Origin of the sequence: Sphingobium agri (genome assembly GCF_023051225.1) — a bacterium.
In the GTDB taxonomy this organism is placed as follows: Bacteria; Pseudomonadota; Alphaproteobacteria; order Sphingomonadales; family Sphingomonadaceae; genus Sphingobium; species Sphingobium agri.
This window is the reverse complement of record NZ_JALKHS010000003.1, coordinates 22,769-48,054: the sequence shown is the minus strand read 5'-3', so window position 1 is coordinate 48,054 and position 25,286 is coordinate 22,769. Positions and strand designations below refer to the sequence as shown.

The 25,286-nt window shown below is 60.4% G+C and carries 21 protein-coding genes; 10 read left to right on the top strand and 11 right to left on the bottom strand.

Annotation, left to right across the window (positions count from 1 at the left end; genetic code table 11):
• Positions 1-15 precede the first annotated feature (15 nt).
• Positions 16-1,506 (top strand): aldehyde dehydrogenase, encoded by a 1,491-nt coding sequence (locus MU848_RS00855; RefSeq protein WP_247229591.1) that lies wholly within the window; start codon positions 16-18, stop codon positions 1,504-1,506.
• 4 nt (positions 1,507-1,510) lie between these two features.
• A complete protein-coding gene (locus tag MU848_RS00850) occupies positions 1,511-2,878 on the top strand; it encodes an MmgE/PrpD family protein (RefSeq protein ID WP_247229589.1) in 1,368 nt (455 codons plus the stop codon).
• Between the two features lie 65 nt (positions 2,879-2,943).
• Here MU848_RS00850 and MU848_RS00845 read toward each other — a convergent pair whose 3' ends face one another.
• The 4 genes from MU848_RS00845 to MU848_RS19045 all read right to left on the bottom strand — a co-directional run bounded on the left by MU848_RS00845 (position 2,944) and on the right by MU848_RS19045 (position 6,690).
• Positions 2,944-3,744, bottom strand: coding sequence for an FAS1-like dehydratase domain-containing protein (locus MU848_RS00845; RefSeq protein WP_247229587.1), 801 nt, complete (start codon positions 3,742-3,744; stop codon positions 2,944-2,946).
• Positions 3,741-4,862: a CaiB/BaiF CoA transferase family protein gene (locus tag MU848_RS00840; RefSeq protein WP_247229585.1), complete on the bottom strand. Its 1,122-nt coding sequence runs from the start codon at positions 4,860-4,862 to the stop codon at positions 3,741-3,743. The genes MU848_RS00845 and MU848_RS00840 overlap by 4 nt, the downstream gene beginning before the upstream one ends.
• A complete protein-coding gene (locus MU848_RS00835) occupies positions 4,862-6,034 on the bottom strand; it encodes an acyl-CoA dehydrogenase family protein (RefSeq protein WP_201516578.1) in 1,173 nt (390 codons plus the stop codon). The genes MU848_RS00840 and MU848_RS00835 overlap by 1 nt, the downstream gene beginning before the upstream one ends.
• A 104-nt stretch (positions 6,035-6,138) precedes the next feature.
• Entirely contained in the window at positions 6,139-6,690 is a 552-nt protein-coding gene (locus MU848_RS19045) for a cupin domain-containing protein (protein WP_097093435.1), read from the bottom strand.
• Positions 6,691-6,840: 150 nt separating this feature from the next.
• On the opposite strand from MU848_RS19045, the gene MU848_RS00825 reads away from it, so the two are divergent.
• The 7 genes from MU848_RS00825 to MU848_RS00795 all read left to right on the top strand — a co-directional run bounded on the left by MU848_RS00825 (position 6,841) and on the right by MU848_RS00795 (position 15,589).
• Positions 6,841-8,160, top strand: a complete 1,320-nt coding sequence (locus tag MU848_RS00825) for an aspartate aminotransferase family protein (protein ID WP_247229583.1) — start codon at positions 6,841-6,843, stop codon at positions 8,158-8,160.
• Positions 8,161-8,246: 86 nt separating this feature from the next.
• Entirely contained in the window at positions 8,247-9,047 is an 801-nt protein-coding gene (locus MU848_RS00820; protein WP_247229582.1) for a phytanoyl-CoA dioxygenase family protein, read from the top strand.
• A gap of 68 nt (positions 9,048-9,115) precedes the next feature.
• Positions 9,116-10,162 (top strand): hypothetical protein, encoded by a 1,047-nt coding sequence (locus MU848_RS00815; protein ID WP_247229580.1) that lies wholly within the window; start codon positions 9,116-9,118, stop codon positions 10,160-10,162.
• Positions 10,163-10,245: 83 nt separating this feature from the next.
• Positions 10,246-12,753 carry a TonB-dependent receptor gene (locus MU848_RS00810; protein WP_247229578.1) on the top strand — a complete coding sequence of 836 codons (2,508 nt, stop codon included), beginning with the start codon at positions 10,246-10,248 and terminating at the stop codon, positions 12,751-12,753.
• 68 nt (positions 12,754-12,821) lie between these two features.
• Complete coding sequence (locus MU848_RS00805; protein WP_097093431.1) at positions 12,822-13,208, top strand: VOC family protein; 387 nt, start codon at positions 12,822-12,824, stop codon at positions 13,206-13,208.
• Between the two features lie 48 nt (positions 13,209-13,256).
• Positions 13,257-13,652, top strand: a complete 396-nt coding sequence (locus MU848_RS00800) for a VOC family protein (RefSeq protein ID WP_247229576.1) — start codon at positions 13,257-13,259, stop codon at positions 13,650-13,652.
• 146 nt (positions 13,653-13,798) lie between these two features.
• Positions 13,799-15,589: a flavin-containing monooxygenase gene (locus MU848_RS00795; RefSeq protein WP_247229574.1), complete on the top strand. Its 1,791-nt coding sequence runs from the start codon at positions 13,799-13,801 to the stop codon at positions 15,587-15,589.
• A gap of 157 nt (positions 15,590-15,746) precedes the next feature.
• On the opposite strand, the gene MU848_RS00790 is transcribed toward MU848_RS00795, so the two are convergent.
• Both MU848_RS00790 and MU848_RS00785 read right to left on the bottom strand, forming a co-directional pair.
• Positions 15,747-16,535, bottom strand: a complete 789-nt coding sequence (locus tag MU848_RS00790) for an SDR family oxidoreductase (protein ID WP_247229572.1) — start codon at positions 16,533-16,535, stop codon at positions 15,747-15,749.
• 163 nt (positions 16,536-16,698) lie between these two features.
• Entirely contained in the window at positions 16,699-17,436 is a 738-nt protein-coding gene (locus tag MU848_RS00785) for an SIMPL domain-containing protein (protein WP_247229570.1), read from the bottom strand.
• A 168-nt stretch (positions 17,437-17,604) separates the two neighbouring features.
• Between MU848_RS00785 and MU848_RS00780 the strand changes: the two genes are divergently transcribed.
• On the top strand, positions 17,605-18,021 hold the full coding sequence (locus tag MU848_RS00780) for a BLUF domain-containing protein (RefSeq protein WP_201516520.1): 417 nt from the start codon (positions 17,605-17,607) through the stop codon (positions 18,019-18,021).
• Between the two features lie 36 nt (positions 18,022-18,057).
• Here MU848_RS00780 and MU848_RS00775 read toward each other — a convergent pair whose 3' ends face one another.
• From MU848_RS00775 to MU848_RS00755, 5 genes are all read right to left on the bottom strand, one after another.
• Positions 18,058-18,543: a nuclear transport factor 2 family protein gene (locus tag MU848_RS00775; RefSeq protein WP_247229568.1), complete on the bottom strand. Its 486-nt coding sequence runs from the start codon at positions 18,541-18,543 to the stop codon at positions 18,058-18,060.
• A 43-nt stretch (positions 18,544-18,586) separates the two neighbouring features.
• Complete coding sequence (locus MU848_RS00770) at positions 18,587-20,863, bottom strand: TonB-dependent receptor (RefSeq protein ID WP_247229566.1); 2,277 nt, start codon at positions 20,861-20,863, stop codon at positions 18,587-18,589.
• Between the two features lie 326 nt (positions 20,864-21,189).
• Positions 21,190-22,323 carry a helix-turn-helix transcriptional regulator gene (locus tag MU848_RS00765; protein ID WP_247229564.1) on the bottom strand — a complete coding sequence of 378 codons (1,134 nt, stop codon included), beginning with the start codon at positions 22,321-22,323 and terminating at the stop codon, positions 21,190-21,192.
• Between the two features lie 94 nt (positions 22,324-22,417).
• A complete protein-coding gene (locus MU848_RS00760; RefSeq protein WP_236575228.1) occupies positions 22,418-23,134 on the bottom strand; it encodes an SDR family NAD(P)-dependent oxidoreductase in 717 nt (238 codons plus the stop codon).
• An 11-nt stretch (positions 23,135-23,145) separates the two neighbouring features.
• On the bottom strand, positions 23,146-25,278 hold the full coding sequence (locus tag MU848_RS00755) for an oxidoreductase (protein ID WP_247229562.1): 2,133 nt from the start codon (positions 25,276-25,278) through the stop codon (positions 23,146-23,148).
• Positions 25,279-25,286: the final 8 nt, after the last annotated feature.

Genomic DNA, 25,286 nt, shown 5'->3' with positions numbered 1-25,286 from the left:
TAAGGGGAGAGTTTGATGGCTGAGGATCTGGTCCGGTTCCGCAATCTGCTGGCGGGGAGTGCGCGTGAGGCGGACGGCGGCGAATGGCTGGAGAGCCTTGACCCCGCGACCGGCAAGCCCTGGGCTCTCATCCCGCGCTGCACTTCTGCCGATGTCGATGCAGCGGTGGAGGCGGCGCGCACCGCCTTCCGCTCACCCGAGTGGCGTGGCCTGACAGCAACCGCGCGCGGTGCCTTGCTCTACCGCTTTGCCGACATTCTCGCGGAAGAGGCGGAACGCCTTGCGCAACTCGAAACGCAGGACAATGGCAAGCTGATCGCGGAAATGCGGGCGCAGCTTGGCAATCTCCCCACCTATTATCGCTACTTTGCGGGTCTGGCCGACAAGATCGAAGGGCAGGTCCTCCCAATCGACAAGCCATCGATGCATGCCTTCACACGCCGCGAGCCGCTGGGAGTGATCGCCTGCATCACGCCGTGGAACTCGCCGCTCATGCTGCTGGCGTGGAAGTTGGCGCCATTGCTGGCGGCGGGCAACACGGCGGTGATCAAGCCGTCGGAACATGCCTCCTGCTCGACCCTCGCCTTTGTCGAACTGTTCGAGCGTGCGGGCTTCCCGGCGGGGGTCGTCAATACCGTCACCGGCCTACCTCAGGAATGTGGCGAGCCGCTGGTCAAGCATCCTGACATTGCCAAGGTCGCCTTTACCGGGGGCGAACCCGGCGGCATCGCCGTCTATCGCTCCGCTGCCGAAAATCTGAAGAAGGTCACGCTGGAGTTGGGCGGCAAGTCGCCCAACATCATCTTTAACGATGCCGACCTCGACCGGGCGGTTTATGGCGCGGTGTCGGGCATCTTCGCGGCATCGGGCCAGACCTGCATCGCGGGATCGCGCCTGTTGGTACAGCGCGACGTGCATGACGAGGTGGTGGAGCGTCTGGTCACCCTGGCGGGCACCGCTCGCATTGGCGATCCGAAGCTGACCGACACGCAGGTCGGGCCGGTGACGACCCTGGCGCAGCGCGGCAAGATAATCGATCACATCGCGGGCGCTCGTCAATCGGGCGCGGAATGCGTGCTGGGTGGCGGCCTGCCTACGATTGCCGGGTTAGAAGACGGCTGGTTCGTGCAGCCCACCATCTTCACCGGCGTCAACAACCAGATGCCGATCGCGCGCGAGGAAGTGTTCGGGCCGGTGCTTGCCATCATCCCGTTCGATGATGAGGAAGAGGCGCTGTCGATCGCCAATGACAGCCCCTATGGCCTCGCTGCGGGCGTATGGACGCAGAATATCGGCCGCGCCATTCGCATGTCGGAACGCGTCGAAGCAGGCACGGTCTGGGTCAACACCTATCGCGCCGTCAGTTTCATGGCCCCGTTCGGCGGTATGAAGCGCAGCGGCATCGGACGCGAAAACGGGCAAGAGGCGATGGACGAGTATCTCCAGACCAAAAGCGTATGGATCGACCTCGGATCTCCGGTATCAAATCCATTCGTGATCCGGTGAGATCATGAAAATCACGGAAGCCTTGTCGGATTTCTGTGCCAACGTCTCGATAGCGTCCCTGCCCTCAGAGGTGGTCGAGCGCACGCTCCTTCTCCTGCTCGACCTCATCGGCAGCATCGTGCGAGCGCGCAGCGAGGCGGCGGTCGCTCCGCCCCTGCTCGCCACCGTAGCCGCGATGGGCATGGGCAATGGTGCAGCCCGCGTGTTCGGCGACCCGGCAGGCTATGCCCCGGCGGGTGCGGCGCTGCTCAATGGCGCGCTGGCGCATGCGCTCGACTTTGACGACACCCATGCCGCTGGGACATTGCATCCCGGCGCACCGGTCATCCCGGCCGCACTTGCCGCAGCGGAGATTGTGGGAGCATCCGGCGCGGACATTCTCGCCGCCATCGTCGCTGGCTATGAGACTTGCTGCCGGATCGCTGTGGCACTCCCAGCGGGCGATCATTATGCCCGCGGCTTTCATCCCAGCGCGACCTGCGGCGTGTTCGGCGCTGCTGCTGCGGCGGCGCGGATATTCGGCCTTGATGCCGCAGGGATCAGCTCCGCGCTGGGCATTGCGTTGAGCCAGAGCGCGGGAAGCCTCCAGTTCCTGGCCGATGGCGCGCAGACAAAGCCGTTTCAAGTCGGATGGGCGGCGATGGCTGGCCTTACCGCTGCGACATTGGCGCGCAATGGCTACAAGGGTCCGGCTGAAGCCATCGAGGGACGCCATGGCTTCCTTCAAGGCTACGCGCCCGCGCCGAGGCCAGAGCGGGTCGTGCAGGATCTCGGCTCCGTTTACGAACTGATGCATACCGGCATCAAACCCTATCCATCCTGCCGATACGGCCATGCCGGTATAGACGCGGTGCTGGCGCTGCGGGCGGAGCATGGATTGCTGCCGGAGCAGGTGGACAGCATCACCTACGGCCTGTCCAACGCTGGCCTGCTGCTGGTCGGCGCGCCGATCGAGCATAAACGCAATCCACGCAACATCGTGGACGCGCAGTTCAGCGCGCCGTTCGTCCTCTCCTGCGCGCTGGTCACAGGCGCGATGGAATGGGACAGCTATCAGCGGTTGAACGACCCTGTCATCCGCACGATGCTGCCCAAGGTCGACTGCATCCACGAGCCGGAGATCGAGGCGGAGTTCCCAACCAACATGTCGGGGAAAATCACCATCGCGGCGCGCGGTCAGACTTTCAGCCGCAAAGTGGTCGTGCCGCTGGGCGAACCCTCCAACTTCCTCGGAACAGATAAGCTGTTGGCTAAGTTTATGGCGCTTGCCGCTCCAGTGCTGGGAGCGACCAAGGCGGACACGCTTGCCAAGGCTGCACTTGACCTGGCGTCACTGCCGGAGGTCGAAAAGCTGACGTGCCTGGCGTCATAGCCTCTCAGCTCTACAGCCTAAGGCGACTTAGCGATCTGGCGAATCTACCAATGAACAGGACTGGACTAGCGAGTTTCCACACGCGCCCGCATCGCCAGGCCGCCCGCGTGATCAATCGCCATCAAGTCGCCGCCCATTCCCTCCGTTGCTAAGCCAAGCGTGAACGGCTCACCCGCAAAAATCGGCCGCTGCGCGCGGAAGGAGAAGCTTGAGACCTGCGCGGCTGGAGCATGGCGCAGGAAATGATCCATCAGCAATGTCGCGATGAAGGGGCCATGGACGACCAGCCCGGGATAGCCTTCGACATCCTGCGTGTAGGGCAAATCATAATGGATGCGGTGCGCGTTGAAAGTGAGGGCGGAGAAGCGGAAAAGCTGCACCGGATCAATCGTTACCGCACGCGCAATTTGCGGCGCGGGCGTCAGCGCGTCGGGCGGCGGAGGAGCCCCGTTCCGCCCAACTTCGCGATAGACGATGTCCTGCTCTTCCTCGACGCAGACCTGGCCGTCCACCTTCAACAGATGACGCAGGGTGACGAAGCGCATCCGCCCGGATCGCCCCTCCTTGTCGTTGATCGCGATCGCGCTTGTCTCCCGCTCCACTTCGCTGCCAAGCATGATCGGAGCGAGAAAACGCACGCGGCTGCCTGCCCACATGCGGCGCGGCAGGCCATCATCCTCCCGCATCGGGTGACCGTCGGGTCCAATGCCTGACTGCCGCGCGTCCGGCGGAAACAACAACCAGTGCGCAAGCGGCGGCAACTCTCCCGCCCGCCACGGCGGCCTGTCATGATCAAGCAGCGCGGCAAGCAAATGCGCTTGCCGGGCGGCGGCTATATCGGTGCGATGTTCGATCGCTCGGCTCACAGAAACTCCGCCCGGATCGCTTCATCATCGCCCCCCAAAGCCGGAACCGGCAGCGCAACCGCCTCCTCCCCATCCCATCTCACGGGCGAGGCTGGCAAGTCGACGGGTCCAGTCGGAGTTTCCGCCGTGACGCGGCGAAGCTGGCTGTGCCGCGACAAACCATCAACGCCGTTCAATCGTGCCCAAGCCGTGCCAGCCGCTTCCAGCCGGGCGATCAGTGCGTCAGGCATTTCGGCTGCAAAAACACGGCCGACCATCGCATCCAGTTCAGGACGATTGGCGCAACGCAGCGTGTTGGACGCATAGCGCGGGTCAGTCGCCAAGCCTGCATCACCCAGCACCGTGGCGCAGAACTTCGCCCATTCCCGCTCATTCTGGATCGACACCACGATCTGCGATCCGTCCGCCGTCGCAAAGGCGCCATAGGGCGCGATCGAAGGATGCTTCAGCCCAGCGCGCGAAGGCGCCTTGCCACCATAATCATAATGCAGCAGCGGCACCGTCATCCAATCGGCCAACCCATCGAACAGCGACACCGCGATGCCGCGCCCCTTGCCAGTCTGTCCCCGCTCAATCAACGCCTGAAGGATCGCAGCATGCGCATTCATCCCGCAGGCGATGTCGGCCACCGAAACCCCGACCCGCGCAGGATCATCCGCCGTGCCGGTGATGCTCGCCAGCCCGGCTTCGCACTGGATCAGGAAGTCATAGGCCTTCATTCCAGCCGCATCGCCGCTCTCACCATAGCCGGTGATGTCGCAGGTGATGAGGCGGGGATAGCGGGCGCGCAGATCAGCCGATCCGAAACCCGACCGTGCCGCCGCGCCGGGCGCGAGATTCTGGACGAACACGTCTGCCTTGGACAGCATCCGTTCCACCAGCGCCGCGTCGGCGGGGTCTTTCAGGTCGATGCGCAGCGACTGCTTGCCGCGGTTCAGCCAGACGAAATAGGCGCTCTCGCCATGGACGACGGAGTCATAACCACGCGCGAAGTCTCCCTCGGCCCGCTCAAGCTTGATGACCCGCGCCCCCACTTCTGCAAGGCGGCTGGTACACAGCGGCGCAGCCACCGCCTGTTCCAGCGAGACGACCAGCAAGCCTTCCAGCACTTTTCCCATCAGAAGCTCTTCGGCAGGCCCAGCACATGCGTCGCCACATGGCTGAGGATCAGGTTGGTCGAAATCGGCGCGACCTGGTAGAGGCGCGTTTCGCGGAACTTGCGTTCGATGTCATATTCTTCCGCAAAGCCGAAGCCGCCATGGGTCTGGACGCACATGTCGGCAGCATACCATGACGCCTCGGACGCCAGCATCTTGGCCATGTTCGCTTCGGTGCCCGGCTGCACCCCCGCATCGAACAGCGCCGCGGCCCGATCCACCATGGCAGCGGCGGCCGTGGTCTGTACATAGGCGCGCGCGATGGGGAATTGGACACCCTGGTTCTGCCCGATCGGACGGCCGAAGACGGACCTGTCCTTCGCATAGGCGCTCGCGCGATCGATGAAGAAGCGCGCGTCGCCAATACATTCCGACGCGATCAGAATGCGTTCGGCGTTCATGCCGGACAGGATGTACCGAAAGCCCTTTCCTTCCTCGCCGATCAGGTTCGCCGCTGGCACGCGCAAATCGTCGAAGAACAGTTCCGTCGTCGCATGGTTCAGCATGGTGCGGATCGGCCGAATGGTAAGGCCGTTGCCCACCGCTTCACGCATATCGACCAGCAAGACACTGATGCCATCGGTAGGCTTGGCGCATTCCTCACGCGGCGTGGTGCGCACCAGCAGGACCATCAGGTCGGAATGTTCAGCGCGGCTGATCCATATCTTCTGGCCATTGACGACATAGTCGTCGCCATCCCGCTTGGCGAAGGTCCTTATACGGGTCGTGTCAGTGCCGCTCGTCGGTTCGGTGACCCCGAACGCCTGGAGGCGAAGCTCACCCGAGGCGATCTTCGGCAAATAGCGTGCCTTCTGCTCCTCCGACCCATGCCGCAGGACAGTGCCCATGGTGTACATCTGCGCATGGGCCGCACCGCCATTGCATCCCGAACGGTGCACTTCCTCCAGCACCGCCGTTGCAGCAGCCAGCCCAAGACCCGAGCCGCCAAACTCCTCCGGGATCAGCACTGAAAGCCAACCCTCGCTGGCCAGCGCCGTCACGAACTCGGTGGGATAGCGCCGCTCAGCATCCAACTCCTGCCAATAGGCCCCGGGAAACCGCGCACAAAGCCGGCGGATGCCTTCGCGGATGTCTGAAAACGTCTCTTCTTGTTCGGGCGCGCCCATTTCCATCCCAATCATATCTAAGCTTGCCTGCCGGTATCGATGGATAGGCCATACTGAAAAGTACAGAAATCAAACTGAGCTATGCGAAGCTGGCATATAATCGAAATATCCTAGACGGTGGGAGGAGTGCACGCACTAATGCAGCGGGCCGGTTCATCCCCGACGCAGCGGAAGCGATGTGGCCGCCTGCTGTCGAAGTTGTAAGCGTCGCCAGGTCCAAGGATGCATCGTTCGTCATCGACGGTGATTTCAATGAAGCCTGATATCACCACCCCGCCCTCCTCGCCTTCATGAGTAAGGCTGATCTTCCCCGTGTCCGCGCCCGGCTGCCACGTCTCCGACAGGATCTGCAGTTGCCGCCCAGCCAGGTTGGATCCCACCTGGCGCAAGGACACGGACCCCTTGCCAATTTCCGTGAGTTCGGAAGCCTTATAGAAAGACTGAGGACGGTCCGGTTCGTCCATCGCGAAAAAATCGGACAAACTGACGGACATGGCATCGAGCACGCGCTTCAAGGCGCCGATCGACGGATTGGTGCCGTTCGATTCCATCAGCGAGATGGTAGAATTGGTGATCCCAGCACGTTTGGCCAGCGTGCGCTGAGATATTCCGGCCTTTTCACGCGCACGGCGCAGGCGCGATCCGATCTCCACTTCCGACACTGAAACGACTCTCCCTGTTGAATATGTTCGATATATCGAACATTCATCAAGGCATCCTATTGAAAATCAAGGATCTTCTTAAAAGCTGAAAACGCCTTGCGGCATGCCTGGATAAACGATCAACATGTCAACAAATTGACGGATGATCAAATGAAGACTTTGACCAACAGCGTAGCACTCGATGCCTATTGGATGCCCTTCACGCCTAATCGGAAGTTCAAGGCGGCGCCGCGAATGCTGGTCGAAGCATCCGGCATGTATTACCGCAGCGATGACGGACGCGACATACTCGATGGGTCAGCGGGCCTGTGGTGCGTCAACGCCGGCCATGGTCGGAAGGAGATTGCTTCAGCGGTCGCCGCCCAGTTGGAGGGCTTGGACTACGCACCAAGCTTTCAACTAGGCCATCCCCTTGCCTTCCGCTTTGCAGAACGCCTGGCCGAAATAGCGCCCCCGGGTCTCGACCGGATATTCTTCACCGGATCCGGCTCAGAATCCGTGGACACGGCGCTCAAGATCGCTCTCGCCTATCAGCGCGCGATTGGTCAAGGCACACGCACTCGGCTGGTTGGGCGTGAGCGTGGCTATCATGGGGTCGGTTTTGGCGGCATTTCGGTAGGGGGGCTGGTCAATAATCGACGCGCCTTCTCCACCCTGCATGGCGTTGATCACATGCGGCACACACATGATCCGAGCCGCAACCTTTTCTGCAAGGGCCCTCCCGAACATGGCGCCGAACTGGCCGACGATCTGGAGCGGCTCGTCCAACTCCATGGCGCGGAAACGATCGCTGCGGTTATCGTCGAACCGGTTGCTGGCTCGACAGGGGTGTTGCTGCCTCCGCAGGGGTATCTGAAGCGGCTACGCGAGATCGCGACACGGCACGGCATCCTCCTGATCTTCGATGAGGTCATCACCGGCTTCGGCCGCCTGGGCAGCCCTTTTGCAGCCCAGCATTTCGATGTCGCGCCGGACATCATGACGACCGCAAAGGGGCTGACCAACGGCGCCATGCCGATGGGTGCGGTGTTCACATCCCGCCACGTCCACGACGCCCTCATGCAGGGGCCCGAGGCCGCGATCGAGCTATTCCACGGCTACACCTATTCCGGCCACCCGGCCGCCTGCGCAGCTGGTCTTGCCAGCCTCGACGTCTATCAGCGCGAAGGCCTCTTCACGCGCGCTGCGGAACTCGAAGAGCATTGGCAGCGCAATCTGCTCTCATTGCAGAACGCCCCGCACATTGCCGATATCCGGGCCATGGGCCTGGTCGCCGCAATCGAACTTTCGCCCCGACCCGATGACCCGGGATCACGCGGCTTTGATGTATTTGTGGACTGCTTTGAAAAGGGGCTTCTGGTCCGCGCCAATGGTGACACCATCGCACTGTCGCCGCCACTCATCATCGATCGAGACCAGATCGATCGCATCACGCAAACCCTCTTCGACATACTTAGAAAAACGAGGTGACGCAGTTTCGGTTTGAATCTGTTTCGGGCGACATCTCCTAAGAAGCCGGGATGACAACCATACGAGCTCAATGAAGGAGCTTCACAATGAGCGTGCAGCATCTGCCAAATACGGCAACGATCGAAGAAGCCACTGCAGTAATGCGGGAACATGGTCATGTCATCATGGATTGCCTGGTTCCTGAGTCGGTGATGGATCAGGTCCGATCGGACATGCAGCCATTCAATCCGCAGGCTCAGCCGACCGACGCAGAGTGGGGCGGGGACTATGCGCAACGGGTGGGCAAGCTGATCGCCCGATCGCCGGCCGGACGCGATCTGGCGATGAACCCACTGGTCTTAGGCGTGGTCAAGAACATTCTCAGCTGCGCATCGACGTTCCAGATTTGCACGACCGAGATGATCTCGCTCAACCCGGGTGCTCCGGCGCAAGTCATCCATACAGATGAACTTCTCTACGATGACTTCATATTCCCGGACGACTGTATCGCTTGTTGCAATACTCTATGGGCTGTCACCGACTACACTGAAGAGAATGGTGCCACACGCATCGTCCCCGGAAGCCATGCTCGTCCGCCTGCCCATTACAAAATGGAAGACACGCTGCCGACAGAAATGAAGCGGGGATCAGTGCTGATCTTCTCAGGCAAGCTTTGGCATGCCGGCGGCAACAACCGGTCAAATGATGTGCGTATCGCGCAGGCGATAAACTATTCCCTGGGATGGCTACGACAAGGTGAAAATCAATATATCGCCTGCCCCCCGGAAATCGCGCGGACCTTGCCTGACGATCTGCTCAAACTCATGGGATATCAGGTCGGTCCCAAATATGGATACGGCCATGCCGGAGCACAGGCCGATCCATTGAAAGCACTTAGGGAAAGCTGAGGGATATCTTTCTCTCACAGCGAGAACACAAAAAACAATTGGCTGTTCCGGCAGCAAAAGGAGAAATCATGAACACGCATTCTTTCCTGCGACCGATCGCTGAGCCTCAGCTTATAGAGAACGCGTTCAGCGAAGATCAGCGGCAGCGGCTTTTCTCTGTCTTGCGCAATAAGGGCCCCTGGACGACGATCCTGTCCCAGGAATTCAGTTCGCCTGAAGAGGTAATCGGCGCAACATCCGGCTCACTTCCTGAAGGATTCGTACCGACGTGGGACATGTTTCTCAGCCCGGTCTTTCGGTCAACGCTCGGCCGCGGCTATGCAAGCCTTTACCCAGAGGTCGAGGATTGCTTCTACAACAGCAAGTTTCTTGATCTCGCCCGGGGTTATTGGGGCGCCAAATATGCAGCGCCAAACCTCATGCTCTGCAATATTCAGGGGCCCGCCGGTGCGGGCGGGGCGCCTCATGTCGATGGCGCCGACTATCGGGGCGTGACCATTCAGAACACACCCGGCTGGCTTATCGGGCTTATGACCAAATGCGGGCTGTTTCGCCCTTGGCAGGTCAAGAAAGCGCAGGTTCTGACCTGGTACTATAAGGGGCAGATCGGCGGCGGATTCACCTATTGGCCTGACGGCCCCGAGGGGCAGCCCAAACAGCTTTATGCGCCGATGTGGGGCCGTGCTGCCGTCGTGGAAAATGAGGTCATGTATCACGGCGCCAATGCATGCGGCCCGGCTGAAATGCGCAAGCCCGAAGGCTTGGCAATCAATTCGGTGATCGCAGCCGACCCCAATTCGGACGGCTGGCAAATCAAGACGGATGGCAACGTCATTCAGCAGTTGCCCGCCGACGAAATCCGCCTGTTATTCCATTGGGGCGCCGACATGTACATGGACCTGGATGAAATGACGGTCGCGCTGGATCATAGTGACGACCTGTCTCATGAGCAGGTTTTCGATATCTTCCTGTCGGAACTGCGCGCGCGGGGCATAGCTTTCAAAACGCCGAGTGATCCGCTCCACGACCCTGAGTTCATCCAGTTGCTCACCAGCGTGTTCGAGCCAGGCTCGCCTACGATCATGCCCGCAATATACGATCTGGCGGCAGAATGAAGAAGCTCGTCGCCAATTACTGATGAATAACGACAGCCAATAGATTTTGGCACGACATTAAACGAATAAAGGGAGGCTGTTAAATGGTAAAGTATACTAGGATCCGCATCGCCTTATTATGTTCAGTTACTCTGTTTCCTGTCGCCATTCCCCAGAATGTGCAGGCCCAGGGTCAAGATCAAGCCGTTGTGGAGCCCGACTCTAGCAGCTTTCCTTCGAACGATATCGTCGTGACCGCCCAACGCCGTGATGAGCGCGCGCAAGACGTGCCTATTGCGATCACGGCCTTTTCTCCCGAGCGTCTACAGCAGCAAGGCGTTACGGAGGCGCAAAACCTGCAAGCGACAGTTCCCTCCCTGGTCGTGGGCAATAACGGAAATCCTTCGCGTGAAGCGCAGAGCTTCACGATCCGCGGCCAGGGTGCGACCTTCCAGGCGTCTCCTGGTGTAGTGGTGTACCTCAACGAAGTCCCGCTGCCCGCGTCCATTTCGACCCCGCAGCAGGGCGGCGCCGGGAACTTCGTTGATCTGGAGAATGTGCAGGTTCTGAATGGTCCGCAGGGCACGCTCTTCGGCCGCAACACCACTGGCGGCGCCGTTCTCCTCGTCCCGCACAAACCGACGAACAGATTTGAAGGCTATGCGCAGGCCAAGTTCGGCAACTACGACAATAAGCAGTTGGAAGGCGCGATCAACGTGCCGATCGTCGATGACAAGGTTCTCCTGCGCGTTGCAGGTGCCTATCATGACCGTGACGGCTACACCTATGATGTGGTCTGGGACAAGGATCGCGACAACACCCACTGGTATTCTGGACGCATCGGCCTGACGCTCAAGCCCTTCGAGGGGTTTGAAAACTACACCATGGCGTATGGAGCCAATTCCAGGAACAATGGCACCGGGACGGTCAACACTGGGTTTAACATCGCTGCGTTGTCAGACCCCACGCTCGGCTTTTGTCAGGAAGGCCCGACCATCCCCGGCGTGATCGCGTCATGTGATGTGTACCGGGCGGCTGTCGCCGATTCAGAAGCCCGCGGTCCCCGGCAGACGGCTCATGGCACCGACTCCTATCAAAAAACGAAGACGTGGGGCATTACCAACACCTCCTCGCTCGCCTTGAACGACGAACTGACCCTCCGCAATATCGTAAGCTACCAGCGCTTCACCTCATCCTATAGCATCGATAGCGACGGCAGCGTCTTCCAGCAGGAAGATAATGACCCACGGCGCTATCCTGCGCCGGGACAGGCAGTTTTGCCGGGCGATGGAACGCCGCTTACCTACCTGAATGCGACATTGGCCGATCTTCCAAGGGACGACTTGAAAGTTTTCACCGAGGAACTGCAACTGCAGGGCAATCTGCTCGACAATCTTCTGACATTCACCACCGGCGCATTTCTCTACGACCAGCGTCCGGTAGCAAATCAGGGCGCCGGATCTGTCGGCTTTTGCCCTGCCGCCTTCACCGGTTTCTGCCCGGGATACGACATCAGATATTCGATCACCAACAGGTCGAAGGCGCTCTATGCGCAAGCGACTCTGGACCTTGGCCTGCTTACCCCGGCTCTCGCAAATTTGAAGCTCACGGGCGGGTATCGCCATACCTGGGACAAGGTGAGCGGCACGGCCAATTTGTATCAGGCGGGCCCGGGCTTTGTCGCCTGCTATACCGATCCCACGATCCCAGCCACCACGCCTTCCGACTGTCAGTTTTCGGCTAATCTGAAGACCAATGCGCCAACGTGGAATATCGGCCTCGACTATAGGGTATCTCCTGCCCTGCTGCTGTATGGAAAGGTCAGTCGCGGCTACAAGGCCGGTGGCATCAACGCCAACGCCGTTTTCGCGAACACCCGTACATTCCCGCCCGAATATGTCACTTCTTATGAAGGCGGCTTCAAGTCGGACGTCCGTATTGCCGGCATGCCGCTCCGTTTGAACGCCACCTATTATTACCTGACGTACAAGGATATCCAGCGGGCGGCCGGTGATTTCAATCTTGGCACGCAGGCTGCTGGCGCTCAGGTTCTGAAGGCTGATGCCCGCATTCAGGGTGTAGAGGCGGAAGCTTCGCTACGGCCGTTCCCCGGCGTGGAGATCGGCGGCACATTCAGCTACACCGACGCCAAATATAAGCGGTACGAATATCAACCGAGCGTACTGGTACAGGACTGCTCGGGCAACTTCGTCACCGCGCCGGGCACTGCAAACTTGACCTGTCTGCCGTTCCAATATGTCTCGCCCTACATCTACAGCATTCATGCCTCGGCTGAACAATCGCTTGGCGGCGATCTCGGCACGATCTCGTTCTTTGCGATCTACTCCCACACATCTTCGCAGCACACGTCGGGCACCATAGTCCCGCCGAACGAGCCTGGCGAAAAGCTGGAGGCGTTTGGCACCCTCAACCTGTCGATCGATTGGAAGAGGATCGGCGGGAGCAATTTGGATCTCGGCCTTTACGGCACCAACATCACCAACAAACTGTACCGGGTGTCCAACAGCAATGTGTTCAATTCGGTTCTCTACTCTGCCACCTTATATGGCGAGCCACGCATGTACGGCGTTCGTGCACGCTACTCCTTTTAGGGCGAGCACGGAGGCATCAGGAAATTGAATATCAAAAGTCGGTAATTTGATCGCAAAGAGGTAAATCGATGAGCAATACTTCCCTTTATTACGTCAAGTTGATGGTCGACGATGCGGAGGCTTTGGCGCCATTCTATCGTGAGGTCTTCGGAATGAAGGAAATCCGGCGTATTCACGAACCCGAACATGTACGCCCTCACCTGGAGATATATCTGTCGGCAGGAGAGACCGAACAATTGTGCCTGATGCAATATTTCAACAAGCCCACGCCGCAGCCTGGCGAAGTCAGGGTCGCCTTCACGGTTGGAAATGTGGACGAAGTCGTGGCGGCTTCGCAAGCCAGAGGCGGCGGCATAATCCTACCGGCCGAAACGCTGGAGGCATATAATTTCCGCTGGGCAACGATTACCGATCCTGAAGGTCACGCCATCGAGGTCATGCAGTTCGGCCTTTGACAAACATAGACCATGTTTCAGTGATTTGATCACGATAGGAAAAAACCGATGAGCAAGATTTCCCTATATTATTTCAAACTGATGGTTGGCGATGCAGAGACATTGGTGCGTTTCTACAGCGACGCTTTCGGAATGAAGGAAGTGGGACGCTTCGACGGCCTCGAAACCGAAGAGCCCCACATAGAGATTTTCCTGAAAGCAGAAGGGGGAGAAAGCAACCAGCAACTCGCCTTGATGCATTATGTGAACAGGCCTACGCCAACGCCGGGAGAGGCAGCGATTGCCTTCATGGTCGACGATGTGGACGCCGTCGTGGCTGCAGCGCTGGCCGCGGGCGGCAGCATCGCCAGAGCGGCTGAGACGCTCGAGGAGCATAAGTTCCGCTATGCGATCGTGGCCGACCCCGAGGGTCATAAAGTCGAAGTCATGCAATTTGTCGCCTGACCACGGCAAATGAAGGAACGGGCGACGAGTCCCGCCGTCCTCTCAACAGGACGGTCGGGACTGATTGCCTCTCGCATGGTCTATACTGAAGTGGCGCATCGCGGGATGATATTCGAAGATGAATTTGAAGATTTTGGAGCTAGCTCATGAGCGATGTTAAAACAGCAGTCCGGATATCTCCTGAAGCGCTTAGAGAAAAATACCGCATCGAACGCGACAAGCGTCTGCGGGCCGATGGTCCGAACCAGTATCTTGATCCCAACGCTGTTTTCCGCGACTTCGACGCCGACCCTTATGTCGAACCAGGCTTCACGCGCCCGGCGATCGTCGAAGAAACAGAGGTCGCAATCGTCGGCGGCGGCTTCGGCGGGCTCCTAACCGGTGCACGCCTGCGGCAGCAAGGCGTCGAGGATTTCCGCATCATCGATCGGGCAGGTGATTTCGGCGGCACCTGGTATTGGAACCGCTATCCGGGCGCGGCTTGCGACATTGAAAGCTATATCTACCTGCCGCTGCTTGAGGAAACCGGCTACATCCCGACGGAAAAATACGCCAAGGCGGCGGAAATCTTCGGCTATTGCCAGCAGCTCGGCCGCCATTTCGACCTTTACGACCGCGCATTGTTCCAGACGCAGGTAACGGAAGTCCGCTGGGATGAGCGACGCGCCCGCTGGCTGGTGCGCACCAACCATGACGACGTGCTGGCGGCACGCTTCCTCGTCATCGCCGGCGGGATCATGCACAAGGCCAAACTGCCCGGCATCCCGGGGATCGAAACCTTCAAGGGACACAGTTTCCATACCAGCCGCTGGGACTATGCCTATACCGGTGGCAGCCCGACCACGCCGATGGATCGCCTGAAGGACAAGCGCGTCGGCATCATCGGCACCGGCGCGACCGCGGTGCAGGCGGTGCCCAATCTTGCCCGCGACGCAGAGCATCTCTACGTCTTCCAGCGCACGCCATCCGGCGTGGGTGAGCGGAACAACCAGCCAACCGATCCTGCATGGGCCGCTTCGCTCCAGCCTGGATGGCAGCAAGAGCGGATCGAGAATTTCGAGGCGCTGGTCGCCGGTCAGCCGGTCGAGCAAGACCTCATCAACGATGGCTGGACGCAGATTTCAGGCGGCGTCAATTTCGAAGGCGGCGCAGCTGATGACGATCAGTATGAACTGGCCGACTTCGCCCGCATGGAGGGCATTCGCGCCCGCATCGATCAGATCGTGCAGGATCCCGCCACGGCAGAGGCATTGAAGCCCTGGTACAACACCATGTGCAAGCGCCCCTGCTTCCATGACGAATATCTGCAAAGCTTCAACCGTCCCAACGTCACCCTGGTCGATACCGACGGCAAGGGTGTCGAGCGCATCACCCCCACCGGCGTGGTGGTCGGCGGCACCGAATATCCCGTCGATTGCCTCGTCTATGCATCGGGCTTCGAAGTCTCGACGGGCTATACCCGCCGCCTGGGCTTCGAACTGTACGGCAAAAGCGGTCAGTCGCTGACCGACGCGTGGAAGGACGGCGCCGCCACCCTGCATGGCATGTATACGAAGGGCTTCCCCAACCTGCTGATGTCCAGCCTGGTCCAGGGCGGCACCGGCGTCAACGTCGTTCCCATTCTCGATAATGTCGCGACACAGACCGCCTACACCATCAAGCGCATGGTCGACCTGGATGCCCGCGCCTTCGAACCGACCGAGCAGGCGCAGGAAGACTGGCTTTGCGTGCTCATGTCGCACCTGACAGGGACCGGCAAATTCTCCACCGAATGCACCCCCGGCTTCTACAACAACGAAGGATCGCTTGGCGACCACAAGATGGCCCGCAACGCTCCCTATGCCGGTGGCACCCTGGCCTATTTCGAAGAACTGAAGAAATGGCGCGAAAAGGGCGATCTCGAAGGACTGGAAGTTTCGAGGAATTCGGAAGCCTAGAGACAGCGACCAAGCTATCCGGATTTTGGTGCCGATTTCGTGCACCGAAATCCGGAAGTTCGAGTCGGCCCGCCTCCGGGTCGCAAAGTGCTGTAGTGACGCTTCAATCTGGCTTGACCTTCATTTTGCGGAAGGTCAGCCAATCTCCATTATCGGTTCATTGCTCTGCCCCGAAAATGGCATAGACTTCCGCAATGGACGGATTACGCCGCAGCGTCTGGCCGCCACTTACATGGATCACCTGGCCTGTAACAAAGCTCGACTCTTCGCTCGCCAGCCATAGCGCGGCGTTGGCGACATCCGCAGACATGCCCGGCCGCCGGAGCGGGATCTCTCGCATATAAAGTTCGCGCATCGCCGGGATGGCCATTCCCCCGCCCGACATGGGTGCATCCGCGACGCCGCCAGCCGCGATGCTGTTGGCGCGAATGCCCCTGTCGCCAAATTCATTGGCAATCGTGCGGATCACGTGATCGATACCGGCCTTGGTGCCCATATAGGCGGCATGATCCTCAAACATGATCGTCGCCGTCACCGATGAGATTTGGATGATGGACCCGCCATGCTGCATGTTCCGCACCAGCGCCTGGAAAAACTGGAACGGCCCGGTGAACTGGACAGCGGCCATGCGCTCCAGCTCGGCACGGCTTGTTTCCAGAAACGGCTTGAGCAAGCCCCAGCCAGTGCTGTTGACGCCGATGTCGAGCCCGCCCATCTTGTCGGCGGCATCCTCCACCGCCTTGTTGAGGCTGGCTTCGTCGGTGATGTCGCAGGCGACCCATTCCGCCCCGATCTCGTCCGCAATCTGTTGCAGCGGTTCCGTCCTGCGACCGGCAATGACGACCTGTGCACCATGATCGATATAGGTACGCGCGATGGCGGCGCCGACATTCTGTGGAGCGACGCCAAGGATCATGGCCCGTTTGCCGCTCAATCGACCGCTCATCTACTCTCTCCCAATTTTCTCGTTACGCTTGGCGTTAGTGGACCGGCCTGCTGTTGCGAAGGACCAGCATGCCACCCCTCCTAAAGTCACGGCTACGCAAAGTACAAATAACATGATCGCCGTTCGTGCAAACGGCTGCTTCGATCGCGGTTAGGTAGAGCGCTTATTTCGGCTTGAGTGCGAAATCCACCTGCACGGCGACTGTGCTCGTTGTCTGCCCCGGCATCAACGGGACATTCGAAGCGTTGGCGGCGGATTGTTCAACCGCGATGGGTGGGGGCGCTACCGGCACCGCACCCGGCAGATAGCGGTTCCCTTGGGTGCCGCCTGCATCGCGTATCGACAGCACGCGCGCGATAGTCATTCCTGCCGCATCGGCATAGGCCTCAGCGCGCGCATGCGCGGCCTTGTACGCTGCCGTGTATGCGGAGTTCGCCGCCTTCTCCGGATCAGCCATGCGCAGATCGGGACCACTCAGGACATTGGCACCCGCCGTGGTAGCCGCTGTCACTGCGGCGGATGCCCGATCAACGTCCCGCACGGTTACGTTGATGATGTTGCTGGCCTGATATTGGCCTTTGCGATCGCCCCAATCGAGCCGTTGCACACTCAGGCTGCGTGTCTGGATGTCCTTCTCCGCTATCCCTGCACCGGAAAGTGCGTCCACGATCTTTCCGATCAGCTGTTGGTTCGCGGCAGTGGCTTCGGCGGCTGATTTCGCCCAGCTATTGATACCGGCCTGGAACTGTGCCTGATCAGGACGCGTGTCGCCCTGTCCCGTTGCGCTGACGGACAGCAGCGTTTCATCATGACCAACGCCACGCGGGTCGCGCGGCTCTCGATCACAGGCATGGAGGAGCATCAGCGGGCTCAATGCCAAAGACAATTTAGCGACGGACATCTTCTCTCCTGAGCTTTGCGGTGCAGCCGAACGTGCCCCACGAAAGATGAAGCGAAGCTGAGCGAAAGGCTGGGCCCACGGTTGGGACTTTCTGCTTAACCCTAGTGAGTTGGAGACGGGGCAGCCGCTTCTCCTGTAATGACGATCGACAATCCCGGAGTTCGCTAAATGATTTTCCGATGGTTCTACATCAGCACGAGCAGGCTTGCCGAGGACGAGTCCGATGAGCTGGTGGCGGATATCGTCAGGGACTCGATACCTCGCAATCGCAAGCTCCAGGTCACGGGCGCACTGCTGTTCACCGGCCGCCATTTCGCGCAATATCTTGAAGGCCCCGCGACTTCGGTGGACACATTGCAGCGGATCATCCTCGATGACCTCCGGCACGAAGATATCCGCACCATCGCAGAGGGCGCATATCCCTGCCGCCGGTTCGTCACCTGGTCGCTGGCATATGTACCCCCCGCGAGATCGGGTGAGCGGAGGATTGAACGGCTGCTAACCGACGCGGCGCGCGCCCGCGAAGACTGTGTCGAAGCATTAGCCCAATTCATGTCCGAATCCGCCATGATGGGACATGCATGAGCCGCTCCGCTTACCCCTCGATCAGCACCCACGCCATCAGATTTCCGGATTGGCGGCCTTCTCCGCAAGATAGCGCGACGTGAAATTGGGCGCCACCGCAGGCTTTTCCATCCGCTCATACAGGCGGCGGTAGGAGGACCGAGCGATCTGCCATTGGCCATCGACCTTGCGATATTCATCACGATAGAGGCAGGCGCCGCTCGTTTCCATGCCCGTACGGAAGTCCATGGCATAGTCGGTAAGCGTCCAGCGGCCTTCCGCCCGATCATCGCTCGTCACGTTGATCTCGGGCTGATGCACGGTATGACAACCGACGAAGTCCTCATGGAAGGCCGCGTGGAGCAGAGACACCACCTCATCGCGGCCCTCGGCATGGAAGTGATAACTGGCGCCAACATAATCGACGACGATGTCTTCCGTAAGGACGGAGGCAAGGCCGTCTGCATCGGCCGTATCCAGATACCGGCAATATTTATGCTTCAGCTGCTTGATGAGCTCTATGTCCTCGAGCCGTATCGTCATGACCAATCCTCAAGATTTGCGACAAGGTTGAAACGCGGTCCCATCAAAACTCCACGCCGAAATCGACGCCATAGGTGCGCGGCGCCTGGAAGGTTCCGACAGTCCAGGTATCGAATACGGGAAAGAGGAATTCCGGCTTGTCCGAATTGTTGAGGTTCTTGCCCCACAGCGAAATCCGCCCCTTCACACTGCCAAGCGGGATATCGGCAAAGGTCATGCGGGCACCGATCTGCCAGCTCGAAGGAATAACCAGCGCACGATCAAGCGCAGCGTCTCCGCTCCCCAGGCAGCCTTCGGTCGGCGACTGCAGCGCGCCGATCGGGCACTGGAGCCGGTAATGCTTGCCCTCATATTGGCCATCCACGCGAAAGCTCAGCGTCGTGCCGTCCGGAAAGGCCGCCGCTTCATATTGCGCCGCGAGATAGGCGGTATGCCGGGGCTGGTAGGACCGCACCGGCGTTGCGGCGGGATTGGACGATTCCGCCTTGGGCTTCACATCGGTGAAGCCGTAATTGGCATTGAGTGTCAGGCCATCCACCGGCACCACGGTGGTTTCGACCTCGACACCGCGCGCCCGCTCCGTACCTGTGTTGAGCAGGATGTTGCCGCCCTGGTTGGGATCGAAGCCGGTAACCTGAAGCGCCTTGCGATCCGCCTGGAACAGCGCCAGGTTGATACGGACGCGCCTGTTCAGGAATTCCGATTTAAGGCCGACTTCATAGGATTTGATCGTCTCGGGCTCGAATTCCGCGCCATGGAAGATACCGCCTGAAACGAACCCGGTGGTGAACTTGGCATAGACGCTGCTGTCGGGCGCGAAGCGGTAACGAATGGAGGCGTCATAGTCGAAGCGCCCCTGCTTCGCCCGGAAGCTGCCGCGCGGCACCGTGGGGGTACGCGGAGCCGCCAGCAGGTCGTTCTCCGTTCGATCATCCTTGGAATAACGTGTGCCCGCGCTCAGCTCCAGCTCGTCGGTCAACCGGAAATCCACATGGGCATAGGCGGCGTAAGACTTGTTAAGCACTCGCAACAGGTCGCCACCGGCCAGATAGCTGTCCGGGTTGACGATCGGGATCGGCTGGCCGGGTTGCGCCACCAGGCCGAAGATCACCGGGCTGTTGAGGAAGGCTTTCTCGCGATAGTAGAACAGGCCGCCGACGAAATCCAATCGGTCCATATGGCCCAGCAGCTGGAGTTCGTGGGACCATTGCCGTTGCTTGGCGTATCTCACTGCGCCCAATGCCTGGAAATAACCGCCCGTCCCGCCATAAGGATCGACAAGCGCGTTGCCATCCAGATCGGAAGTGCTGTTCACCTTGAAGCCGCGAAGAGCCCCGATATATTTGACGCTGAGCGCATCGTTCAGGTCATAGACCGCCGTAAGACTATGTCCCCAGGTCTTCTGGCTCGCGGCAGCCAAACCGTCGATCGGCACGCGGTCCAACCGCCTCAAACTCTCAACCGCCGTTCCGCCTAAAGCAGGTTGGTTGGGAAAATTGGTGATCGCGCCAAAGGCCGCACCGCCGTTCAACAACTGCATCGCATCGAGCGTCGTCACCAGATCGGCATAGTCGAACCGATAGTCGAGCGTCAGATTGTCGATGCCAGAATAGCGTACCGCCGCGAAAACGGATTCATTGTTGTTCGCGCCGAAACTGTCCGCGCTGGTTTGCGGCCCGAAAGGTTCCGGAAACAGATAGGTTCTGCGCGGACCGCTATTCTTCACATAGCCGGTATTTTCATCATGCACATAGGTGACCCGCGCGGACAAGCCATTCCATTCCGGCGTATTGACGGTAATCCGCCCCCGCCGCCGCTGGTAATTTCCGATGGTGCCGTCAACGACGACGCCGAACTTGCCGGTCGGCCCTGCCGTCACGAAGCTGATTGCGCCGCCGGTGGAGTTACGGCCAAACAAAGTGCCCTGCGGTCCGCGCAGCACTTCGATCCGGTCGATATCCGCGAGGTCGAATGCGGAATTGCCCGGCCGTCCTAGATACACACCATCAATATAGAGAGCGACGCCGGAATCGATCTGGAAGTTGATCGATCCCGAAGATACGCCGCGAATATTGAATTGCGGCGCGGTCGGCGATCCGGCCTGCTTCTGGATAACCACGTTCGGCGCCGTCTTGCCGACATCCTGAAAGCTTTCGATCTGGAGATCCGCGATCAGCTTCGCATCCATTGCAGTGACGGCGGTTGGAACATTCTGGATATTTTCAGAGCGTTTGCGCGCCGTCACGATGATGTCGGTCAGGCCAGCCTCGGCCCTGCCCGCTGCTGGAGCACTGTCCTGCGCACGGGCGACACCTGTCATCAGGGCGCCCGGCGCGACACAGCTAAATAATGCGCAACAGAAAATTCGAGACATGCTGTTCCTCCCCATTCTCTACGCCAGCGCCCGACGAAGGCATGACTGGCTGCGTCGCGAACGGAGGGAGTGGCTAGGGCTGCCCGGCTGATCCGCATGGCGCGCATTCGCGAGGATCGCAATCCGACCCTATTCGCGTTGGCCATGAGGCGCCTTGTGGCAGCCCATCCTCTCCTCGTCATCGCGTCTGCCTTCAGCAGATCGTCTCGAGGAGCATCGCGCAGCTAAGGGAGGGACGACACCTCCATATCGATTAAGTCAAATCGAAGAGATCAGCCACGCGGCAGCGTCAGTTCCGGCATGCTGGTGTGGATCAGGTGAACAAGCTGCGATTGTCGGGCGACCCCCGTTTTGGCGAAGATTGACCGCAGATGTGATCGTACCGTGTTTTCAGCGATGCCCAGCCGATGCGCGGTATCGATGACTGACACACCATTTGCGAGCGATGCGGAAATCGACGCCTCGGTCGGTGTAAAATTGAAGAGCTTGCGCACGGCATCTGCTGTAACGACGCACTGCCGCTCCGGGTCGCCCAGGAACAGCGCGAGGGCAGGCGAACTGCCGGTATGCATGAAACCGGGGATCTGCACCGGTTGCACGACCATGCCGATGTCGCGATGACCGGAAGGACGCTCCGCCAGGAAAACGAAACGGCCTCCCCCGTTGCCGCATTCCGACGCGGCCGCCTTCAGCCTCTTGCGGAATTCGGCGTCGCGGGATGGGTTGGTAAGGGCGACACGGCCTCCCACCAGCCCGATGCCGTCGCCATCCGCCAGGATTGATGCCGCAACCTCGTTCACCTTCAACACCTTCAGATCATGGTCCAGGATGACGGTGCCGACGGCGAACTGTTCGATCGCGCCGATCATCACGGCCTGTTCGGATCTGGATGTTTCCAGTCTCTGAAATAATTCGATCGCCTGCCGCAGATGCGGGACGATTTCCTCTACCCGGCTGGTTTCCTCGCGATTGAAGGGATCGCCGCCCGGAGCACGGGTCAGGCGCAGGCGCGCTTCGAACCCGCCGCTCATGCGCAGGTCGACGCCCAGCACATGGGACCCGTCCATGGATTCAATCCATTCCTTGTAATAGGCGGAGTTCTTGAGCGCCGCCTCTCCCACATATTCATACAGCGTCATGACCTTGCCCTCGGGCAGGTTCACGAACGGATCGATTTCCAGATAGCGGTCCAGATAGCGCTGTATGGACTCGCTGGTCGCAGTCGGCGTGATCATCGTGGTGAGCGAAAGATCCGGCGGCGTCAGGATCAGCGTTCCGTAACGGGCATTGGTCTGGTCGCGCAGCATCAACAGAAATTCGCGCCACGGGTCATCGCCCAGCAGCCCCTGGTTCAGGGCCAGCATCAGGCGCGAAAATTCGATCCGCCTGCTCGCATCGTCAGTCATCTTCGTGCCTCTCCCGCACCGGCCCTGTGCGGCCGTTTCCAGCATGGTAGAGGCTTGAACAGATGTTGCCAATTGCGCAGCAGCCGAGCGGCCCTTACGCCTCTGCGATCATGTAGCCACCGCTCACCACCAGACATTCTCCGGTAATGAATGCCGCCGCGGGGCTGGCCAGGAACAATGCGGGACCAGCGATGTCCTTGGGCTCTCCCCAACGGCCAAGCGCCATGCGCTGCGCGGTCGCCGGGCCATAAACAGGATCGTCGGCATAACGCTCGGTCATGCGCGTGCGAACAGGGCCGGGCGCCAGCGCATTGATGCGAACCCCTTTGCCGCCCCATTGCTGTGCCAGCGATTTGGTCAGTAGCAGCATCCCAGCCTTGGCGGCGCTGTAGCCGGGAAACATGGAATTGCCGAATATCGCCATCATCGATGCGATCATCACCACCGCCGCGCCGCCTTCATGATCGCTCTGCTCCAGCAGGGGCATGCAAGCGCTGGTCAGGGCATGCACCCCCTTCAGGTTGGCGTCTATCGCAGCGTCGAAATCCTCCGGCATCGAAGTTCCGCCCGCATTGTTCACTAATATGTCGAGCTTGCCGAGGCTGTTTGCGAGTCCGTGGACGCTGTCCCGATCCTCCAGGCGGAGGCTGTGATATTCTGCGCCGGCAGGGATCAACTGCGGTTCGACCGCTTCTCGCGTGCCCGTGATGATCACCCGCGCACCGGCCTCCATGAAGGCACTCGCAATGACCGCGCCGATGCCGCTGCTCCCGCCGGTGACAAGCACATGACGCCCTGTGAAATCGAACATGCCGCCTCCCTTCATCCGATCGCGGCGACGGCATCCGCCGCATCCTGCATCGCGCCTTCGATATAGCCGACGCCATTGGCGTCGCCGATGCTGCGCACCTGAAAACCAGCATCGCGCAAAATGTCCGCCAGCCGCGCATCGCCCTGCGCGCCCTTCGCGATGATGACCTGGTCCGCGCCCACGGTCCGGCGCTGGCCAAATCCGTTCACATAGCTGACGGTGCGTTCGCCGATGGCGATGTCGGTGACACCGGGCAGCAGCTTGACGTTCAGGTGCTTCAATTCATCAAGCACACGCCACCGCCGCACCACCTGAAGCCCTGCGCCCATGCGGGAGGCTTCGTCGATCACGACGATCCGGCGATCGCGCTTGGCCAGGAACTCCGCCAGTTCCAGGCCGACCAGTTCGCCCCCGATGATGACGACCTGCTTGCCAAAAGGCATCCAGAAGTCGCTGGCCGCGCGGACGAAGCCGGGACGAGCGGTGAGGCCGGTCACTTTGCCCGCGCGCATCATCAGGCGAGTCTTGCCGTCGATCTTGCCGTTCAGCTGGCCAAGATCCTGTGCCAGCATCAGGCTGCGCATCTCGTCGCCACTGAATACATTGTCGCGGTCGGCGCCCGGGATAGGCGGCAGTTCGCGCCGCGCGCCGGTCGCGACGATCACCTCGTCGGGCGCGATTTCCCTCAGCAGTTCAGGCGTGGCCCGTGTGTTGAGGCGGATGGTGACATTGGGCTGCGCTGCTATCTCGCGCTTCAGCCAGTCGACGATGCCCTGATTGGGCGCATAGGCGATCGAAGCAAAGCGCGCTGTTCCGCCGAGCCCGCCGGTTGCCTCGATCAAGGTCACGCGGTGGCCGCTTGCCGCCGCTCTCCGCGCGGCTTCCATGCCTGCGGGACCGCCGCCGATAACAGCGATGTGCTGAGCGTGGGCCGTAGGATGCAGCGCCCTTTCCCGTTCGAACCCTGTCTCCGGGTTGACCGCGCACTTGACCGGGCGGCTGAAGAAAATCTGGCTGATGCAGGTATAGCAATAGACGCAAGGCCGCACCGCGTCGGGTTTTCCGGCCTTCAGCTTGTTGGGTAATGCGGGGTCGGCCAGCAGCTTGCGGCCCATCGTCACGAAATCAAGCTTTCCCGCCGCGATGAAGCGGTCGGCATCCCTGGGCTCGATCCGTCCCGGGCAGATGACGGGGATGTCCACCCGCGCCTTGATCCTCGCAGCCGCCTCGACGAAGCCGTTGCGGATGTCGGTGGCGTGGCCGGTCGAATAGGTCAGGCCGCGCCCGGGGTGCCCGTCAGCGGACACATGAATGGCGTCCGCGCCCGCCTCCTGGGCAAGCCTTGCAGTGGTGGCGGCGTCTTCGACGGTGATGCCGCCGTCGATCAGGAAATGCTGGCTGTCGAGACGCGGCCAGATCGGCATGTCGGGACCCACGGCGGACCTGATCCCATGAATGATCTCACAAAGAAGACGGGATCGGTTCTCGATCGACCCGCCATATTCGTCTTTTCGTTGATTTATTAATGGGTTCAGAAATGACGAGATCAGATATCCATGCCCCGCATGGATTTCCACCGCATCCACCCCCGCCCGCTTCGCCCGTTCGGCAGCGCGAGCGAACATCTGCACCAGCTGCTCGATATCCTGCGCCGTCATCACCTTGTAATTGGGTTCCCCCATCGCCGCGAAGGGCGCGGTGAAGATCGCCAGCTCATCTTCCAGGAAGCCCTCCATCATGTCGCCGTCGCTCTTGCCGACCGCTGGAATGGAGGGCGTCCAGATCGGACGCCCGGCGAGCATGTCGTTCATGGCGACCAACCCCGCATGCTGAAGCTGCATCGCGAGCTTTGCACCATGCGCATGAACCGCATCGGCTAGCGCCCTGACGCCGGGCACATGCCGCTCGTCGGAGATCGCTTCGTTCCGCCAGTTACCCGATCCCTCGGGATAGCCGATCGACACCGAACCCATGGTGATAAGCGCCGCGCCGCCCTTCGCCCGCGCCTCATAATAAGCGCGCAGCCGGTCACCCGTGATGCCATCCTCGTCCGCCAGGTTCGATCCCATCGGCGTCATGAAGATGCGGTTGCGCAGCGGCATGGCGCCGATGCGTCCGGGCGCGAGGAGGTGGCGGTAAGCCATGATTATCC

Bases quoted from the DNA above. Each gene is read 5' to 3' on its own strand.
- MU848_RS00855 (WP_247229591.1), top strand. From the start codon at position 16: ATGGCTGAGGATCTGGTCCGGTTCCGCAATCTGCTGGCGGGGAGTGCG.
- MU848_RS00850 (WP_247229589.1), top strand. From the start codon at position 1,511: ATGAAAATCACGGAAGCCTTGTCGGATTTCTGTGCCAACGTCTCGATA.
- MU848_RS00840 (WP_247229585.1), bottom strand. From the start codon at position 4,862: ATGGGAAAAGTGCTGGAAGGCTTGCTGGTCGTCTCGCTGGAACAGGCG.
- MU848_RS00835 (WP_201516578.1), bottom strand. From the start codon at position 6,034: ATGGAAATGGGCGCGCCCGAACAAGAAGAGACGTTTTCAGACATCCGC.
- MU848_RS00825 (WP_247229583.1), top strand. From the start codon at position 6,841: ATGAAGACTTTGACCAACAGCGTAGCACTCGATGCCTATTGGATGCCC.
- MU848_RS00820 (WP_247229582.1), top strand. From the start codon at position 8,247: ATGAGCGTGCAGCATCTGCCAAATACGGCAACGATCGAAGAAGCCACT.
- MU848_RS00815 (WP_247229580.1), top strand. From the start codon at position 9,116: ATGAACACGCATTCTTTCCTGCGACCGATCGCTGAGCCTCAGCTTATA.
- MU848_RS00810 (WP_247229578.1), top strand. From the start codon at position 10,246: ATGGTAAAGTATACTAGGATCCGCATCGCCTTATTATGTTCAGTTACT.
- MU848_RS00805 (WP_097093431.1), top strand. From the start codon at position 12,822: ATGAGCAATACTTCCCTTTATTACGTCAAGTTGATGGTCGACGATGCG.
- MU848_RS00800 (WP_247229576.1), top strand. From the start codon at position 13,257: ATGAGCAAGATTTCCCTATATTATTTCAAACTGATGGTTGGCGATGCA.
- MU848_RS00795 (WP_247229574.1), top strand. From the start codon at position 13,799: ATGAGCGATGTTAAAACAGCAGTCCGGATATCTCCTGAAGCGCTTAGA.
- MU848_RS00790 (WP_247229572.1), bottom strand. From the start codon at position 16,535: ATGAGCGGTCGATTGAGCGGCAAACGGGCCATGATCCTTGGCGTCGCT.
- MU848_RS00785 (WP_247229570.1), bottom strand. From the start codon at position 17,436: ATGTCCGTCGCTAAATTGTCTTTGGCATTGAGCCCGCTGATGCTCCTC.
- MU848_RS00780 (WP_201516520.1), top strand. From the start codon at position 17,605: ATGATTTTCCGATGGTTCTACATCAGCACGAGCAGGCTTGCCGAGGAC.
- MU848_RS00775 (WP_247229568.1), bottom strand. From the start codon at position 18,543: ATGACGATACGGCTCGAGGACATAGAGCTCATCAAGCAGCTGAAGCAT.
- MU848_RS00770 (WP_247229566.1), bottom strand. From the start codon at position 20,863: ATGACAGGTGTCGCCCGTGCGCAGGACAGTGCTCCAGCAGCGGGCAGG.
- MU848_RS00765 (WP_247229564.1), bottom strand. From the start codon at position 22,323: ATGACTGACGATGCGAGCAGGCGGATCGAATTTTCGCGCCTGATGCTG.
- MU848_RS00760 (WP_236575228.1), bottom strand. From the start codon at position 23,134: ATGTTCGATTTCACAGGGCGTCATGTGCTTGTCACCGGCGGGAGCAGC.
- MU848_RS00755 (WP_247229562.1), bottom strand. From the start codon at position 25,278: ATGGCTTACCGCCACCTCCTCGCGCCCGGACGCATCGGCGCCATGCCG.